Genomic DNA, 16,020 nt, shown 5'->3' with positions numbered 1-16,020 from the left:
TGGGTAAAAGCGATTTAAGGCAAGAGTCGGGCGGGCAGCAAGCGCATCAGTTGCGTGTCGAACCAGGCGACAAACGCCGGTGACGGCAGCGCATCCACTGCAAGGTACCACCAGTCGGGACGGGCAAAGGCGCGGCACTTCACCGCGTCCTTTTCGGTCATGACCAGCGGCAATGCCGGCGTAAAATTCAAGACATCGGCGCTGTAGGGCGCGTGGTCGGCAAACGCATGCGGTATCGGCAGCCAGTGTAGCGTTTCAAGGGTAGTGAAGAAACGCTGCGGGTTGCCAATACCCGCGACCGCATGGACCTGCTGGCCCACCGGAAAATAATCGGCGGGCTGGCGCTCACCGGTTTTCAAATTGATCAGCGCTGTGGGTTGCAGACGGAAGGCGAAGCCATCCTCGCGATCGGACGCGGCACCGTTATAGAGCAGCGCATCGACACTCTGCAGACGCTCGACCGGCTCACGCAAGGGCCCGGCCGGCAAGCAACGGCGGTTGCCGAGGCCACGGGCGGCGTCGATCAACACCAGTTCAAGGTCTCGGGCCAGGCGGTAATGCTGCAGGCCGTCGTCGGAAAGAATCAGGTCAAGGGGCTCGCTGGCCAGCAGCGCTTTCACCGCGCGACTGCGGTCTGGGTCAATCATCAGCGGGACGCCGCTGCGCTGCACGATCAGCAACGGCTCGTCACCGGCCACTTCAGGGCTTTGGCTCGCCTCGACCCGCCACGGCAACTGCGGCGGTTTGGCACCGTAACCGCGACTGACCACCCCTACCCGCAAACCACTGCGCCGGCAGTGATCGATAAGCCACAGAATCAGCGGCGTTTTGCCCGTGCCGCCCACAGTGATATTACCGACCACCACCACCGGTACCGGCGATTGATAGATCGCGCCCTCGCCCGCCAGAAAACGCGCACGTTTGCGCTGCACCACGCGGCGATACAAAGACTCCAGCGGCCGCAGCAGCGTGAGGGCCGGGTGGCCTTCGTACCAGGCCTTGAGCAAACGATCGGACATGGCCATCAGGGTTGGGCCGCCGCCTCTACGGTGGTCATGCGCAGATGGGTGAAGCCGAGCTTGCCGGCAGCATCCATCGCGGTGATCACGGCTTGATGCTGGGTTTTGCCGTCTGCACTGATCGAAAGTGGCATGTTGGTATCGCCGCCGGATTCTTTCTGCAAGGCGTCCATCAGGCTGGTGAGGTCATTTTTCTCAAGCAATTGGTTATTCACCGAAAACACCCCGTCGGCGCTGATGGCAATATCCAATTGCTTGGCATCCTGGTCCTCGGCCGGCGAGCCGCTCACCGCTTCCGGCAAGTCGACACGCAGCTGGGTTTGCCGGGTGAACGTGGTGGTGACGACGAAGAACAGCAGCAGGATGAACACCACGTCAATCAGCGACGCGAGGTTGATATCAACGTTTTCCCGTTGCTTGCGGCGAAATTTCACACCCGGCCCTCGACGAAATCGACATCACGATCGCCCTGCACCACTTCCACCAGTTTGATGGCTTCCTGCTCCATACCGACGACGAGTTCATCGATGCGGCGTTGCAGGAAACGGTGGAAAAACACCGAAGGAATACCGACCATCAGGCCCGCAGCCGTGGTAATCAAGGCCTTGGAGATACCGCCTGCCAATACCGCGGCATTGGTGGTCATGCCTGAGCCCATGAACGAGCTGAAAATATCAATCATGCCCAACACCGTCCCCAGCAGGCCGAGCAATGGCGCCATGGCCGCGATGGTGCCGAGCGCATTGATATAGCGCTCCATCTCGTGGATGACCCGGGCGGCGGCTTCCTCAATGCACTCTTTCATGATCTCGCGACCATGTTTGGAGTTGGCAAGGCCGGCAGCCAGGATTTCACCCAGGGGGGAGTTGGCGCGCAATTCCTTGAGTTTGTCTTTATCCAGTTGCTTGTTTTTGATCCAGCCCCACACCTGCCCCAGCAAATGCTCGGGCGTGATGCGGCTGGCACGCAGGGTCCACAGGCGTTCGGCGACGATGCCGAGTGCGGCGATGGAGCTCAAGATGATCGGCAACATCATCCAGCCGCCGGATTTGACCAATTCCCACACAGTGAATGTCCCCTCGAAAAAGTGCGCCACTTTACCATATAGGTTCGTCAGCGTGGCTCGTCAGCCACCGGCCCGCCCGTCGCGGGCCCGGGCCTTGGGCGATGTTGGTTTAGGGTAACGCGTCACGCCAGAAGCGGCGTTGACTGCGAGCAACATCAGGTGGTTGAAAGGCGCCCAATTGCACCCGCACGGCGCCTTGCTCGGCGCTGTCGTACACGCGACTGCCCAACGCCTGATAACGCGCCAGCACTTGCGGGTGCGGATGACCGAACGCGTTGCCACGCCCCCGTGAGATCAGGACCGATTTGGGCGCAAGTTGTTCCAGCAAGGGCCAGGATGAAGAACTGCGACTGCCATGATGCGGCGCCTGCAGCCAATCGGTCCGTACCGCCAGGGGGGACGCGAGGAAGGCCCGTTCGGCAGCGCGGTCAATATCGCCGGTCAACAGCAGGCGTTCGCCGTTGGCGCTTACACCCAATACACAGGATTTCGGATTGCTGCTAGTGGCGCCAGGCCACTGCCACAGTTCAAACGCCACACCGTCCCACTCCCATTGCTCGCCACTGACACAGGGTTGAGCATCGAGCAATGCCGGCAAGCCTTGGGTTTCTCCTCCGATTACCCGCTGGACTGCAAGCCCTTGGGCAACTGCTGCCGCACCGCCCGCGTGGTCCGCGTGAGCATGGCTGATCACCAACAGGTCCAAGGTCTCGACCCCGAGCTTTTTCAACGCGGGCAGCACCACACGCGCGCCAAGATCAAACTCGCCGGAACGCGGCCCCGCATCGTAAAGCAAGGTGTGATGACGCGTGCGCAGGACCAGCGCCTGTCCCTGGCCGACATCCAACTGCACCACTTCAACCTGCCCAACAGGCACGGGCTGCCTGGGTGGAAAGACCGCCAGCAGCAGCATTGGCCAGCCCAGCAGCCGAAACGGCAGGCCTTGAGGCAGCAGCAACAACACCGCGCCCGCCAGGCTTACACACCAATACACCAGGGGCACCTCGGCCGGTATCCAGGCCGGCTGCTGGCTCGCCAGCAGCGTCAGGGCCCTGAAAAGCCCATCGAGTGCGCCGCCGGCCAGCCACAGCAAGCTTTCACCCACAAACGGAATCGCCAGCAGTGCAGTCCCCAGCAGCGCCAATGGCAATACCACCAGGCTGATCCATGGCACGGCAAACAGATTCGCCACTGGCGCACTCAGGCTTACAGGCAAGCCCAGCACCAGCAGTAACGGAAATAACCCGACGGCAATCAACCACTGTGGACGCGTCCATGCGTGCCACAGACTCCATGGACCCAAGCGCCCGCTGAAGGCCAGTACCAGTACCGCGACGGCCGCGAACGACAACCAGAACCCCGGCTGCAAACTCGCCAACGGTTCCAGCACCAGCACGGCGTCGAGCGCCAACAACAGTGGCCACCAGATCCCCAAATGCCGGAAGCGCAAACGCCACAGCAATACCAGGCCAACCATCACACAGGCCCGTTGTACCGGCACACCAGACCCAGCCAACAGGCCGTATCCCAGCGCGGCGGCAAAGGCCAGGCCACACGCCCATGGCAGCCACGGCAAGGCTCGAGGCCAACAGCCGTGGCGGGCGAGCCCGGCCACCAGGCCGTAGATCAACCCCGCCAGCAAGCCGATGTGCTGGCCGGAAATCACCAGCAGGTGCACGGTTCCGGTGTCCTGCAATACCTGCCAGTCGCTGGCAGCCAGCCCAGAGCCATCGCCCAATACCAACGCCGCCAAACCCGCCTCGCGCCCTTGGGCGTCCACCGCCGCCAAGCGTTGCCGGACAGCATCGCGCCAGGCATTGCGGGCTGGCGCCAGGCGCTGGCCGTCCTTGACCGATCCCGTGGCCCCGATACGTTGGGCCAGGAGCCAGGCTTCGTGGTCAAAACCGTGAAAGTTGAGCAGCCCCGTGGGCCGCTTCAACGTGATCGCCAGGCGCCAACGCTCACCGCTGTTGACTGGCGGGCCACCGTGCCAGGACACCCGAATGCGCTTGGGTAAGCGGGCTGTGCGTGACCGACTGTCGGTCAGTTCAAACCGTACGCCGGTGCTCGTCTGCTGCGCCAACCCGGTCACGCGGCCTTCTACCCAGCGCGTCTGGCCATCCAGCGCCGGCTTCAGACGGTCGTCCAACGCCCACTGCGCGCTCAGGCACGCCCAGCCCAATCCGAACAGGAAAAAGGCCACCGGGTAGGTGCGAAAAGGCAACAACATCAATGCAATCACCCAAATGGCCAGTAACCATCCGGTAGGCGGCAGTGCGGGCAAAAGTCGCAACGAAAGCAGGCCAAGTCCGAGCGCAAACATGCCGATTTTCATGAATCATCCTTTGCAAGTGATCCACTCAGTCTTAGTCGCTCGCCCAGCGCTGCCGATGATGTTTTGTCACAAAGTCTGAATTTTCTGTTTATAGAATGCGGGCATACTTGCCCCTCGAACTGACCTGGACCCCTTATGCCCCGGCGCTTATTCAAACGGTACATGCCCGATCCCACGAGTATCAGGGAACACAAGTCTTTACGATTTCTCGGCACGTTGCTGCATGACCCCAACCTCTGGCACCTGAACCGGCACTCCGTCGCGCGCGCCATGGCGGTGGGCCTGTTCGCGGCATTCATCCCGATTCCGCTGCAGATGTTGCTGGCCGCGATCCTGGCGATTGTGGTGCGCGGCAATATGCCTATCGCCGTCAGCCTGGTGTGGCTGACCAACCCGATCACCATGCCGGTGGTGTTTATCTGCACTTACCTGACCGGTGCCTGGCTGATGAACGTGCCGCCGCGCAGCCTGCCGGACAACCTCACCTGGGAGTGGATCAGCGGCCAGTTGAGCACGCTGTGGCAGCCATTCCTGTTGGGGTCGGTGGTCTTGGGGCTGGTGTTGGGCGCGTTGGCCTACTGCCTGACCATGGGCTATTGGCGTTGGTGGGTCGCGCACCAGTGGAAGAAGCGCAAGCAGCGTCGCGCGTGAAAAAAGCTAACGCGCCAACAGACGCAAATGGACCCGCAGGCCTTGCCCGGTATTTTCCGCCCACAAACGCCCGCCCTGACGCTGTACGGCATTACGGGCGATGCTCAGGCCCAGGCCGAAACCGCCATCACCGGGCCGTGACCCTTCCAAGCGTGTGAAAGGCGCGAAAATTCGCTCCAGGTCACACTCATCAATGCCGGCGCCCTGATCCTCCAGCCAGATATGCCAGTAATCAGCGTCTCGACAGCCATCAAGCTGCACCCGCCCGTGCGGGGGCGAATGCCGAATGGCGTTACGCAGGATGTTTTCCAGGGCCTGGGCCAGCGCGTTCAGGTTGCCCTGTACCCAGCAGTCTGCGGGCAACCGGCAAGGTAAACGCGACGCCGGCCAGTCACTTTCAAAGCAGGCGTTTTCCCTCAGCATGTCCCACAGGGCCGGAAGTTGAATATCTTCATTGGGCAACGGCGTGCGTTCGCTGTCCAGCCAGGCCAGTTGCAGGCTGTCTTCCACCAGGCGCTGCATGGCATCGATTTCCCGGCCCAGGCGCTCACGCAACTGCGTCAAATCCTGTTCGCTGTCGCAGGCCACGCGCAAACGGCTCAACGGTGTGCGCAGCTCATGGGACATGTCCCGCAACAGTTGTTGCTGCAACACCACCGTGCCCTGCAAGCGCTCGGACATATGGTCAAAGGCCCGGCCCAGTTCACCCAGCTCGTCCTGACGGCTGGTAGCCTCGCGCGACATGCGCGTATTCAATTGATCGGCGCGCCAGGCATTGGCCTGCTCACGCAATTGATTCAGGGGCATGATCAAAAGCCGGTAAAGCCCAATACACAGCAACAGCGTAAACAGGCCTGGAATCACGCCATTGGTCACCACGCGCCAAAACAACTGGTAGCGCCCAGGCATGAAACGCTGGGGCAGTTCAATCACCAGTGAACCCGCGCCTGGGTCGACCGGAAACGGGATTTTCATCCACGGCAGGCCTTTGACATGCCGGCTGACAGGCCACTCCAACCCGCGCAGAAAGGTCAGGCGCTGGCTTTCCTTGTCACTCAGTGGCGTGCTGCTCAAAGACTGCAAGTCGTTGCCGATCACACCGATCCACGTGGATTCACGCTTGGCCATAAGCGCTAACCAGGCATCCACGCCTGTCCTGCCCTGGGTACTCCAGGCCAGTTCGGCGCCCGCGGCATAACCCAGCAGAATCTCGCGCGACTCCTCGGCCACGTAGGCATTCTGCTCTTCCATGTAGCGGCCCCAGGACCAACTGAGCCAAATCATCAGCAAACAGAAAGCGATCAGCAGGCAGGCCAGTTTCCAGAATAACGAATGCTTGCCCGGCAACCGCTCAAAGCCCTTCATCATGGCCGCTCAGTACGTAACCCTTGCCCCATACCGTGCGCACTTCACACTCGCTGTAGCCGATGGCCTTGAGCTTGCGGCGAATCTGGCTGACGTGCATGTCCAGACTGCGGTCGTGGGGCGCATAACCGCGCTGCAACACATGCTGATAGAGGAAGGCTTTGCTGAGCACTTCGTCAGCATTGCGGTGCAGGGTTTCCAACAGACGGTATTCGCTGCGGGTCAGCCCGGCCCAGTGCGCCTGATAAAAGACATCGCACAGCTCGTCGTCAAAGCGCAGCGTGCGAGTGTCGTCGCGCACCGCCCGAGGCGTGGGCAGCGGGCGCCGATCCAGGGCCACGCGGCGCAAGATCGCTTCAATGCGCACCCGCAGCTCGATCATGCTGAACGGCTTGGGCAGATAGTCGTCCGCACCGAGGCGAAAGCCACTGATACGGTCGGCTTCTGCGCCCAGCGCCGACATCAGGATCACCGGGATCGCATGGCTCTGGCGCAGGTGGGTGAGGATCGACAACCCGTCCATCCCGGGCAGCAGGATATCCATCAACACCACGTCGAACGCCTGGTCGCGGGCCATTTGCAGACCTTGCTGGCCGTTCTGGCACCAGGTCACCTGGAAGCCACAGCGGCCCAGATGCTCATGCACATAAGCACCCAGCACAGGGTCGTCTTCGATTGTCAGGATACTGGGTGAGCCAGCTGCGGGAGTCATTAGCGTCTGCAAGTCATTCTCAATCGCTGATTATTCAAGATTAAACTGCCCCAGGCAATCGCCACCCGGCTCTCAATGGCCCGAAGATTGCGGTATGTCATTAATTTGCGAGATTCCAGACCGCGCAAATGGCTACACTGCGCAGGTGGCGTGGGCCGGATGCCCGCGCAGATAATCGAAAACAATGTGGTAGCAGGAGAGTGGCGTGCTTAGAAGAATGGGGATAAAAGGCCGCGTACTGTTGCTGACCTTATTACCGACCAGCCTGATGGCCCTGTTGTTGGGGGGTTATTTCACCTGGATGCAGCTCTCGGAGTTGCAAACCCAATTGCTGCAGCGTGGCGAAATGATTGCCGAGCAGTTGGCGCCGCTGGTAGCCCCTGCCCTGAGTAGCAAGAACACCGACCTGCTGGAACGCATCGCCACCCAGTCGCTGGAACAACCGGACGTGCGTGCCGTGTCGTTTCTGGCGCCGGACCGCTCGCCCCTGGCGCACGCCGGCCCGACCATGCTCAACCAGCCGCCCGTCGGTAACAGCTCCCACCTGCTGCAGCGCACCGGCAATGACGCCACGCGCTACCTGCTGCCGGTATTTGGCCGCCACCGCAACCTCGCAGGCGAGCTGATTCCCGATGAAGCCGATCGTTTGCTGGGCTGGGTCGAGGTAGAGCTGTCGCACAATGGCATGTTGTTGCGCGGCTATCGCAGCCTGTTCGCCAGCTTGCTGTTGATCGCCATCGGCCTGATCTGCACCGCCGCGCTTGCGCTGCGGATCAGCCGCACGATCAACTCGCCGATTGGCCAGATCAAGCTGGCCGTGGCCCAACTCAAGGACGGCAACCTGGAAACCCGCTTGCCACCCTTGGGCAGCCAGGAACTGGACCAGTTGGCCTCGGGCATCAATCGCATGGCCGAAACCCTGCAAAATGCCCAGGAAGAGTTGCAGCACAGCATCGATCAGGCCACCGAAGACGTGCGCCAAAACCTGGAAACCATTGAAATCCAGAACATCGAGCTGGACCTGGCGCGCAAAGAGGCCCTGGAGGCCAGCCGTATCAAGTCGGAGTTCCTGGCCAATATGAGCCATGAAATCCGCACCCCGCTCAATGGCATTCTCGGTTTCACTCACTTGTTGCAAAAAAGCGAACTGTCGCCGCGCCAACTGGACTACCTGGGCACCATCGAAAAGTCCGCCGACAACCTGCTGGGCATCATCAACGAAATTCTCGACTTCTCGAAAATCGAGGCCGGCAAGCTGGTACTCGACAGCGTGCCTTTCAACCTGCGCGACTTGCTGCAAGACACCCTGACCATCCTCGCGCCCGCTGCCCATGCCAAGCAGCTCGAACTGGTCAGCCTGGTGTACCGCGATACCCCGTTGGCGCTGGTCGGCGACCCGTTGCGACTCAAGCAGATCCTCACCAACCTGATCAGCAATGCGATCAAGTTCACCCGCGAAGGCACTATCGTGGCCCGCGCGATGGTCGAGGACGAACAGGAGGACAGCGTACAGCTGCGCATCAGTGTGCAAGACACCGGCATCGGCTTGTCCAACCAGGACGTGCGCGCACTGTTTCAGGCGTTCAGCCAGGCCGACAACTCCCTGTCGCGGCAACCGGGCGGTACCGGCTTGGGCCTGGTGATCTCGAAACGACTGATCGAGCAGATGGGCGGTGAGATCGGTGTCGACAGCACGCCGGGAGAAGGCTCTGAATTCTGGATAAGCCTCAACCTGCCGAAAACCCGCGATGACGTCGACGACCTGCCCTCTGCGCCACTGCTGGGGCGTCGCGTGGCGGTGCTGGAAAACCACGAGCTGGCGCGTCAGGCCCTGCAACACCAATTGGAAGATTGCGGCCTGGAAGTGACGCCGTTCAACACCCTGGAAAGCCTCACCAACGGCATCACCAGCGCGCATCAGACCGAGCAGGCCATCGACCTTGCCGTACTCGGCGTCACGGCCAATGATATTCCGCCCGAACGCCTCAACCAGCATTTGTGGGACCTGGAACACCTGGGCTGCAAAGTGCTGGTGCTGTGCCCGACCACCGAGCAGATGCTGTTCAACCAGTCGGTGCCCAACCCCAACAGTCAGTTGCAGGCCAAACCCGCCTGTACGCGCAAGTTGCGCCGCGCACTGGCCGACCTGATCAGCCCGCGCCCCTTGCGCAGCGAACCCGGCGAGCCGCTGTCCAGCCGAGCGCCGCGCGTGCTCTGCGTGGATGACAACCCGGCAAACCTGTTGCTGGTACAAACCCTGCTCGAAGACATGGGCGCCAAGGTGCAGGCGGTAGAAAGCGGCTATGCCGCCATTGACGCGGTGAAACAGGAAACATTCGACCTGGTGCTGATGGACGTACAAATGCCCGGCATGGACGGCCGCCAAAGCACCGAGGCTATTCGCCAATGGGAAAGCGAGCGCCACGGCACGCCGTTGCCGGTGGTAGCCCTCACCGCCCATGCCATGGCCAACGAAAAACGCGCGCTGCTGCAAAGCGGCATGGACGACTACCTGACCAAACCCATCAGCGAACGCCAACTGGCCCAAGTGGTGCTGAAGTGGACCGGCCTGGCCCTGCGCAACCAGGGCCCGGAACGCACCAACGACAGTTCGGGCACAGGCGTGAAACTGTTGGTACTGGACCATGAGGAAGGCCTGCGTCTGGCGGCCAACAAATCCGATCTGGCCGCCGACATGCTCGCCATGCTGCTGGCCTCTCTGGAAGCCGACCGCCTGGCGATCACCGTCGCCCGCGAAGCCAAAGACAACAATGCCCTGATCGAGCGCGTCCACCGGCTGCACGGCGCCACCCGTTACTGCGGTGTGCCGCAATTGCGCGCCGCCTGCCAACGCGCCGAGACCTTGCTCAAGCAGGACGACGCCAAGGCCATGGCGGCCCTGGATGAACTGGACATGGCGATTGCCCGCCTGGCCAGTGAGGCGCGCGTCAGCGCCTGAGTTTATTTTATAGGCGCGGGCACTTGCGGCGCGGGTTTGCTCCTGTCTTCAAGGGTCTGCGCTTGCAACTCGCAACTTGCAGGGAGCTTTTTAATGCGCGTCATTCTTTTCAGCAGCCAGACCTACGACCGCGACAGTTTTCTTGGCGAGCCACTGCCGGCCGGCCTTGAGCTGCAATTTCAGCCTGCGCGGCTCAATCTCGACACCGTGGCCCTGGCCGAACACCACGAAGTGGTTTGCGCGTTTATCAATGACGACCTCAGCGCCCCGGTGCTGGAGCAACTGGCCGCAGGCGGCACGCGTCTGATTGCCCTGCGCTCGGCCGGTTACAACCATGTCGACCTGCCCGCCGCCCAGCGCCTGGGCCTGACCATCGTGCGGGTGCCGGCCTACTCGCCCCACGCGGTGGCCGAGCATGCCGTGGCGCTGATTCTCGCCCTTAACCGCCGCCTGCATCGCGCCTACAACCGCACCCGCGATGGCGATTTCAGCTTGCACGGGCTGGCCGGTTTCGACCTGGTGGGCAAGACCGTCGGCGTGGTCGGCACCGGGCAGATCGGCGCCACGTTCGCCAAGATAATGGCCGGCTTCGGCTGCCAATTGCTGGCCTACGACCCTTTCCCCAACCCGCAGGTGCAGGCCCTTGGCGCACGTTACGTGAGCCTGCCCGAGCTGCTGGCGCACGCGCAGATCATCAGCCTGCATTGCCCGCTGACCGCCGACAGCCAACACCTGATCAACGCCCGCTCCCTGGCGCAGATGCAGCGCGGCGCGATGCTGATCAACACCGGCCGTGGCGGCCTGGTGGACACGCCGGCGCTGATCGAAGCCCTCAAGGACGGCCAACTCGGCTACCTCGGGCTAGATGTGTATGAAGAAGAGGCCCAGCTGTTTTTCGAAGACCGCTCCGACCTGCCGCTGCAAGACGACGTGCTCGCACGCCTGTTGACGTTCCCCAACGTGATCATCACCGCCCACCAGGCATTTCTCACCCGCGAGGCCCTGGCCGCCATCGCCAGCACCACGTTGGGCAATATTGCCGCGTGGGCCAAAGGCCAGCCGCAGAACCTGGTCGAAGGATGATCGGCGGTCACATACCAGGCTCATGATGGGCCGGCACCCGTGATAGGATGCCGCGCCTATTTGGAGGATCCATGGCCGAACACGATTTCCGCTTCAGCTTGCTGAGCCCGCAACACACCCTGATCGAATGCCGCGCCCTGGTGCCGGGCCGTTATCAAGTCACCGGCAACGGTGGTTCGATCAAACACGGCGACGTGCTGATCGTCACCCTGCGTGGCAGTAAAACCCTGTCGATGCGCCTGACCGTCGAAGGTGATGCGCGCTACTCCATTCGCCCGGCAGGCCAATGGGTCGCCATGGCCCAGGGGCCAAAATTCGGCGAGCTGGAAATTCATACCTGGAAGGTCAACTGCGACAGCTGCGACACCGTGCTGGAATTTGAATTCGCGGTAGAAACCAAACTGACCAAAGAGCCGCTGCAACCTGCCGCCAACGCGCGCATCAAGGCATTGGGCTGGGCCAGCGAAGGCGACAAGCATCGCTGCCCTAAATGCCAGCAGGCCGCGCAATGAAAGGCCCGCTGCTGCTCGCGGCCGTCGGCATAGGCTTGACCGGCTGCGCCGGCGACGCGGTGAAGCTCAAGCAGGATCACAGCTATGTGGTGGAATGGATTGGTGAGCGGCCGCTGATGGATTACGCGCACCTGACCGTCACCCTTGGCGCCGATGGTCGCGCCTACGGCAATGGCGGTTGCAACCACTGGTTTGCGCCGTACACCGTAGAGGGTAACAAGCTGAACTTCGGCAAGATCGGCAGCACGCGCAAACTCTGCGCCGAGGCCTTGATGGAGCAGGAGCACCGCTTCTTCCAGGCCCTGCAAGGCGTCGAGCGTTGGGACATCTCGCCGATCGAGCAGACGCGTTTCTGGCCGGCTGAAGGCAAGCCTATTCGGCTGTGGCTTGAAGAAGGCTGATCGACATCATTGCAAACGGGCTTTGTTGTGGAAGCTGGCCTGCCTGCGACAGCATCGACTCGGTATCACAGACGTACCGGGTCGCCCGCATCGCAGGCTAGCCGCCTCCCGCACAGTTAACCGCGTAGGGCTTTGAGTTTGGCGAGCACCCCTTGCGCCGTCTGCTCGCCCATCAACTGCTCGCGGACCTTGCCCTTGTCATCAATGATGTAGGTCACCGGCAACGCCTCGCTGCGCGGGATATCGAAAATCTCTTCCGGGTTCTGCGCCAGTACGGTGAACTTGATCCCCAGCTTCTCGCTGGCGGCCTTGAGTTCTTCACCCTGCACATTGTCAAAGTTGACCCCGAAAACCCCAACGTTCTGCCCTTTCAGCTGCTCGGCCAAGGCATTGAGTTCCGGGATCTCCGTGCGGCACGGGCCACACCATTCCGCCCAGTAGTTGACCACCACCCAGTGTTTGTCCAAGCGCTCTGACGCGACCTTGTTACCGTATTGGTCAACGCCGTAGTCGTTACCGCAGCCGCTGAGCAGCAGGGTTGTGATGATCGCCAATGCACCGATCAGTCGCCTTGTCATGGGGTAATCCTTCGCAAAAAAATGAACGTTGGCTGCGACCTATCGCCTCTTACGGTTTAAGGACAGGACGCTGCGCAGGTAGAATACCCGCCACCTTACGCAAGATGCGACCCGCACATGACCGATCTGACGCTTTATCACAACCCGCGCTGCTCGAAATCCCGCGGAGCGCTCGAACTGCTGGAAGCCCGTGGGCTCACGCCGACCGTCGTGCGCTACCTCGAAACCCCGCTGAACGCCGCGCAATTAAAGGCGCTGCTGGGCAAGCTGGGCATCAGCGCACGCCAATTGCTGCGCACCGGCGAAGACGAGTACAAAGCCCTCAACCTGGCCGACGCCAGCCTCAGCGAAGCGCAACTGATTGCTGCGATTGCCGAACACCCGAAGCTGATGGAACGTCCGATCCTGGAAACCGCCGATAAAGCCGTCATTGGCCGCCCGCCGGAAAACCTGCTGGAGTTGCTGCCGTGACTGCGCCCTATGTGCTGGTGTTGTATTACAGCCGCAATGGCTCGGTGAGCGAAATGGCCCGGCAAATTGCCCGCGGTATCGAGCAAGGCGGGATGGAAGCAAGATTGCGCACCGTGCCGGCGATCTCCACCGAGTGCGAAGCGGTGGCACCGAGCATTCCCGACGAAGGCGCGCTGTATGCCAGCCTCGATGACCTGAAAAACTGCTCGGGCCTGGCCCTTGGCAGCCCGACCCGCTTTGGCAACATGGCCGCGCCGCTCAAGTATTTCCTCGACGGCACCAGCAACCTGTGGCTGACCGGCGCCCTCGTCGGCAAGCCAGCCGGCGTGTTCACTTCCACGGCCAGCCTGCACGGCGGGCAGGAAACCACGCTGATGTCGATGCTGCTGCCATTGCTGCACCACGGTATGTTGATTACCGGCCTGCCCTACAGCGAACAAGCACTGCTCGACACCCAGGGCGGCGGCACGCCGTACGGCGCCAGCCATCACTCGGGGCCCGACGGCAAGCGCATGCTCGACCAACACGAAATCACCCTGTGCCGCGCCCTCGGCCTGCGCCTGGCCACCACCGCCATGTTGCTGGAGAACGGCCGTGGCCAGAAAGCCTAAGGTCCTGCCGCCCCAGGCGTGGCTGGAACCACGGGTCAACGTCGCACGCGCGCTCAGCCTGCTGGCGTTTTTTGGGCTAGTGGGTTTGCTGTGCGGGTATTACCTGTTCGTCGCCGACCTGCACGGCGCACGCCCGTGGGTGATCCTGCTGATCGAATTGGTGCCGCTGCTGGTACTGGCGCCGGGCATGCTGCTCGGCAGCGCACGCGGGCATTCGTGGATGTGCTTTGTGGTGAATTTGTACTTCATCAAGGGCGCGCTGGCGGCCTATGACCCGAACCGGCAGTGGTTCGGGGTGCTGGAAATGCTCGCGAGCCTGGCGGTGTTTTGTACCGCACTGTTATATGTGCGGTGGCGGCATCAGTTGAATCGGCGGCTGGCGGCAGATGTGCAGCCGGCCTGAAGACCGCTGTCGCAGGCAAGCCAGCCCCCACACTTGATCGGCGGCGGTCAAAATGTGGGAGCTGGCTTGCCTGCGATAGCCTCACCTCGGTCTCAATGATTCACTGTGTAAGCCAGCATCATCGACAACTGACACATCGGCCGCCCGCTCTCGGCGTGCCATTGGTTGAATGCGCCCTGCACCGTTGCCAGATCGCGCAGGCTGGTCGGTACTTTGTCGACGATCTTCTGCGCATTCAACGCCGCCACCACGTCATAGCTCGGTACAAACGTGTCCTTGCCCACCATGCGCAAAAAACGCGGCGCCGACAGCCCGCCCAACTGGTGGCCGTGCTTGCTCAGGTACTTCCACAAGCCGACGATATCGGTCACCGGCCAGTCCGCGACAAAGGCGCCGAAGCTGCCCTTTTCCTGCTCAATGTCCAAAATCATCTGCGCATTGCGCGGCACGCTCTTGAGCTTGCCCAGGTGACGAATGATGCGCGTGTCCTGCATCAGGCGCTCCAGGTGTTCGGCGCCCATCAGCACGACCTTTTCCGGGTCAAAGCCGAAAAACACCTGCTCGAACGCGGGCCACTTGCCATCCACCACACTGTGCTTGAGCCCGGCGCGAAATACCCGCAGCGCCAGGGTCGACAGGTAGCGATCGTCACTGATTTTGCGCAACTGTGCCGGGGTCTTGGGAACAGGCAGGTGGGCTTCCAACTCGGCCGCTGAACCAAAACGGTTCAGACAATATTCGTGCAGCCACTTGTAATCGCGCATGCCCTCTCCTGGCAATTGAATTGAAGACGGCGCCCGTGAGCGCCGTCTTTTAGAGCGTTGAAACGTGTTAGAGGTTCACAACATTGACGAAGCGCGACGCGGCGCTCTCATCGATTTTCAGGCTGGTGAAGTCGAAGAGGTTGCGGTCGGCCAGCTGCGAGGGGATCACATTCTGCAGGCTGCGGAAGATGCTTTCAGTGCGGCCCGGGGTCTTGCGCTCCCAGTCCACGAGCATTTCCTTGACCACCTGACGCTGCAGGTTTTCCTGGGAGCCGCACAGGTTGCACGGGATGATCGGAAATTGCTTGAAGTCGGAGTAGGCCTGGATGTCTTTCTCGTTGCAATACGCGAGCGGCCGGATCACCACGTTGCGGCCGTCATCGGCGCGCAGCTTGGGCGGCATGGCCTTGAGGGAGCCGTTGAAGAACATATTGAGGAAAAACGTCTCGACGATGTCATCACGGTGGTGACCGAGGGCCATCTTGGTCGCGCCGATCTCATCGGCAAAGGTGTAGAGCGTGCCACGGCGCAGGCGCGAGCACAGCGAGCAGGTGGTCTTGCCTTCCGGGATCAACTCCTTGACCACCGAATAGGTGTCTTTTTCGACGATGTGGTACTCGATACCCAGCGCTTTCAAGTAGGCGGGCAATACGTGCTCGGGGAAGCCGGGCTGTTTCTGGTCCATGTTGACAGCGACGATCTCGAACTTGATCGGCGCGACCTTTTGCAGGTGCAACAGCACGTCGAGCATGGTGTAGCTGTCTTTGCCGCCGGAGAGGCAGACCATGACCTTGTCGCCGTCCTCGATCATGTTGAAATCGGCGACCGCTTCACCGGCCAGGCGACGCAGGCGTTTTTGCAGTTTGTTCTGGTTGACCGTAAGAGTGCCCATGGCGCTTGGATCCGCTAGAGGTGTGTGACGAAAAGCCCGGCATTTTACCTTCATGACCGACCGAGTTCCAATGTGGGAGCTGGCTTGCCTGCGATGGCGCTGTGACACACACGTGTAACTGGCTGACCCATCGCTGGCGCAGGCAAGCCGGCTCCCACGGTGGACCCCATCATTACTGACAGACCTCACCGCGATTAG

17 protein-coding genes are annotated in these 16,020 nt (G+C 61.7%); 8 read left to right on the top strand and 9 right to left on the bottom strand.

Going from position 1 to position 16,020, the window contains the following annotated elements; all coding sequences use genetic code 11:
- Window positions 1-14: 14 nt before the first annotated feature.
- The 4 genes from lpxK to AC19YS_RS27725 all read right to left on the bottom strand — a co-directional run bounded on the left by lpxK (window position 15) and on the right by AC19YS_RS27725 (window position 4,420).
- Window positions 15-1,025: a tetraacyldisaccharide 4'-kinase gene (gene lpxK, locus AC19YS_RS27740; RefSeq protein WP_106579830.1), complete on the bottom strand. Its 1,011-nt coding sequence runs from the start codon at window positions 1,023-1,025 to the stop codon at window positions 15-17.
- Window positions 1,025-1,453, bottom strand: coding sequence for a flagellar polar localization protein PocB (pocB, locus tag AC19YS_RS27735; RefSeq protein ID WP_106579831.1), 429 nt, complete (start codon window positions 1,451-1,453; stop codon window positions 1,025-1,027). The genes lpxK and pocB overlap by 1 nt, the downstream gene beginning before the upstream one ends.
- Window positions 1,450-2,085 (bottom strand): flagellar polar localization protein PocA, encoded by a 636-nt coding sequence (gene pocA, locus AC19YS_RS27730; protein ID WP_106579832.1) that lies wholly within the window; start codon window positions 2,083-2,085, stop codon window positions 1,450-1,452. The genes pocB and pocA overlap by 4 nt, the downstream gene beginning before the upstream one ends.
- Before the next feature lie 109 nt (window positions 2,086-2,194).
- Window positions 2,195-4,420 carry a DNA internalization-related competence protein ComEC/Rec2 gene (locus AC19YS_RS27725; RefSeq protein WP_500603101.1) on the bottom strand — a complete coding sequence of 742 codons (2,226 nt, stop codon included), beginning with the start codon at window positions 4,418-4,420 and terminating at the stop codon, window positions 2,195-2,197.
- Between the two features lie 135 nt (window positions 4,421-4,555).
- Between AC19YS_RS27725 and AC19YS_RS27720 the strand changes: the two genes are divergently transcribed.
- Window positions 4,556-5,071 (top strand): DUF2062 domain-containing protein, encoded by a 516-nt coding sequence (locus AC19YS_RS27720; RefSeq protein ID WP_106579834.1) that lies wholly within the window; start codon window positions 4,556-4,558, stop codon window positions 5,069-5,071.
- Window positions 5,072-5,077: 6 nt separating this feature from the next.
- Here the strand turns inward: AC19YS_RS27720 and AC19YS_RS27715 are convergent, their stop codons facing one another.
- On the bottom strand, window positions 5,078-6,436 hold the full coding sequence (locus AC19YS_RS27715) for a sensor histidine kinase (protein ID WP_500603142.1): 1,359 nt from the start codon (window positions 6,434-6,436) through the stop codon (window positions 5,078-5,080).
- Window positions 6,423-7,148, bottom strand: a complete 726-nt coding sequence (locus AC19YS_RS27710; protein WP_124417836.1) for a response regulator transcription factor — start codon at window positions 7,146-7,148, stop codon at window positions 6,423-6,425. Before AC19YS_RS27710 ends, AC19YS_RS27715 begins: the two co-directional genes overlap by 14 nt.
- A 205-nt stretch (window positions 7,149-7,353) precedes the next feature.
- Here AC19YS_RS27710 and AC19YS_RS27705 point away from each other — a divergent pair, with 205 nt between their 5' ends.
- The 4 genes from AC19YS_RS27705 (at window position 7,354) to AC19YS_RS27690 (ending at window position 12,103) form a co-directional block, all read left to right on the top strand.
- The gene (locus AC19YS_RS27705; protein ID WP_124417837.1) at window positions 7,354-10,107 is read left to right on the top strand and encodes a response regulator; all 2,754 of its coding nucleotides are present in this window, start codon (window positions 7,354-7,356) and stop codon (window positions 10,105-10,107) included.
- A 93-nt stretch (window positions 10,108-10,200) separates the two neighbouring features.
- Entirely contained in the window at window positions 10,201-11,190 is a 990-nt protein-coding gene (locus AC19YS_RS27700; RefSeq protein WP_200623643.1) for a 2-hydroxyacid dehydrogenase, read from the top strand.
- A gap of 71 nt (window positions 11,191-11,261) precedes the next feature.
- Window positions 11,262-11,702: a hypothetical protein gene (locus AC19YS_RS27695; RefSeq protein ID WP_106579838.1), complete on the top strand. Its 441-nt coding sequence runs from the start codon at window positions 11,262-11,264 to the stop codon at window positions 11,700-11,702.
- Window positions 11,699-12,103, top strand: coding sequence for an META domain-containing protein (locus tag AC19YS_RS27690; protein ID WP_200623642.1), 405 nt, complete (start codon window positions 11,699-11,701; stop codon window positions 12,101-12,103). The genes AC19YS_RS27695 and AC19YS_RS27690 overlap by 4 nt, the downstream gene beginning before the upstream one ends.
- A gap of 116 nt (window positions 12,104-12,219) precedes the next feature.
- On the opposite strand, the gene AC19YS_RS27685 is transcribed toward AC19YS_RS27690, so the two are convergent.
- Window positions 12,220-12,681, bottom strand: coding sequence for a TlpA disulfide reductase family protein (locus tag AC19YS_RS27685; RefSeq protein WP_106579840.1), 462 nt, complete (start codon window positions 12,679-12,681; stop codon window positions 12,220-12,222).
- Window positions 12,682-12,798: 117 nt separating this feature from the next.
- On the opposite strand from AC19YS_RS27685, the gene arsC reads away from it, so the two are divergent.
- From arsC to AC19YS_RS27670, 3 genes are read left to right on the top strand one after another with little or no spacing between them, the layout of a single operon-like run.
- On the top strand, window positions 12,799-13,152 hold the full coding sequence (gene arsC / locus AC19YS_RS27680; protein WP_119736241.1) for an arsenate reductase (glutaredoxin): 354 nt from the start codon (window positions 12,799-12,801) through the stop codon (window positions 13,150-13,152).
- A complete protein-coding gene (gene wrbA, locus AC19YS_RS27675) occupies window positions 13,149-13,763 on the top strand; it encodes an NAD(P)H:quinone oxidoreductase (protein WP_106579842.1) in 615 nt (204 codons plus the stop codon). Before arsC ends, wrbA begins: the two co-directional genes overlap by 4 nt.
- Window positions 13,747-14,166, top strand: a complete 420-nt coding sequence (locus AC19YS_RS27670) for a DUF2069 domain-containing protein (RefSeq protein WP_106579843.1) — start codon at window positions 13,747-13,749, stop codon at window positions 14,164-14,166. The genes wrbA and AC19YS_RS27670 overlap by 17 nt, the downstream gene beginning before the upstream one ends.
- Window positions 14,167-14,258: 92 nt before the next feature.
- Here the strand turns inward: AC19YS_RS27670 and AC19YS_RS27665 are convergent, their stop codons facing one another.
- Complete coding sequence (locus AC19YS_RS27665; protein ID WP_119736245.1) at window positions 14,259-14,930, bottom strand: DNA-3-methyladenine glycosylase I; 672 nt, start codon at window positions 14,928-14,930, stop codon at window positions 14,259-14,261.
- Between the two features lie 67 nt (window positions 14,931-14,997).
- The gene (gene ttcA, locus AC19YS_RS27660; protein ID WP_106579845.1) at window positions 14,998-15,822 is read right to left on the bottom strand and encodes a tRNA 2-thiocytidine(32) synthetase TtcA; all 825 of its coding nucleotides are present in this window, start codon (window positions 15,820-15,822) and stop codon (window positions 14,998-15,000) included.
- Between the last annotated feature and the right edge of the window lie 198 nt (window positions 15,823-16,020).

It is taken from the genome of Pseudomonas sp. MF08831 (assembly GCF_059862645.1).
This window is presented reverse-complemented; position numbering and strand designations above follow the sequence as displayed.

Bases quoted from the DNA above. Each gene is read 5' to 3' on its own strand.
- lpxK (WP_106579830.1), bottom strand. From the start codon at position 1,025: ATGGCCATGTCCGATCGTTTGCTCAAGGCCTGGTACGAAGGCCACCCG.
- AC19YS_RS27725 (WP_500603101.1), bottom strand. From the start codon at position 4,420: ATGAAAATCGGCATGTTTGCGCTCGGACTTGGCCTGCTTTCGTTGCGA.
- AC19YS_RS27720 (WP_106579834.1), top strand. From the start codon at position 4,556: ATGCCCCGGCGCTTATTCAAACGGTACATGCCCGATCCCACGAGTATC.
- AC19YS_RS27715 (WP_500603142.1), bottom strand. From the start codon at position 6,436: ATGAAGGGCTTTGAGCGGTTGCCGGGCAAGCATTCGTTATTCTGGAAA.
- AC19YS_RS27710 (WP_124417836.1), bottom strand. From the start codon at position 7,148: ATGACTCCCGCAGCTGGCTCACCCAGTATCCTGACAATCGAAGACGAC.
- AC19YS_RS27700 (WP_200623643.1), top strand. From the start codon at position 10,201: ATGCGCGTCATTCTTTTCAGCAGCCAGACCTACGACCGCGACAGTTTT.
- AC19YS_RS27695 (WP_106579838.1), top strand. From the start codon at position 11,262: ATGGCCGAACACGATTTCCGCTTCAGCTTGCTGAGCCCGCAACACACC.
- AC19YS_RS27690 (WP_200623642.1), top strand. From the start codon at position 11,699: ATGAAAGGCCCGCTGCTGCTCGCGGCCGTCGGCATAGGCTTGACCGGC.
- AC19YS_RS27685 (WP_106579840.1), bottom strand. From the start codon at position 12,681: ATGACAAGGCGACTGATCGGTGCATTGGCGATCATCACAACCCTGCTG.
- arsC (WP_119736241.1), top strand. From the start codon at position 12,799: ATGACCGATCTGACGCTTTATCACAACCCGCGCTGCTCGAAATCCCGC.
- AC19YS_RS27665 (WP_119736245.1), bottom strand. From the start codon at position 14,930: ATGCGCGATTACAAGTGGCTGCACGAATATTGTCTGAACCGTTTTGGT.
- ttcA (WP_106579845.1), bottom strand. From the start codon at position 15,822: ATGGGCACTCTTACGGTCAACCAGAACAAACTGCAAAAACGCCTGCGT.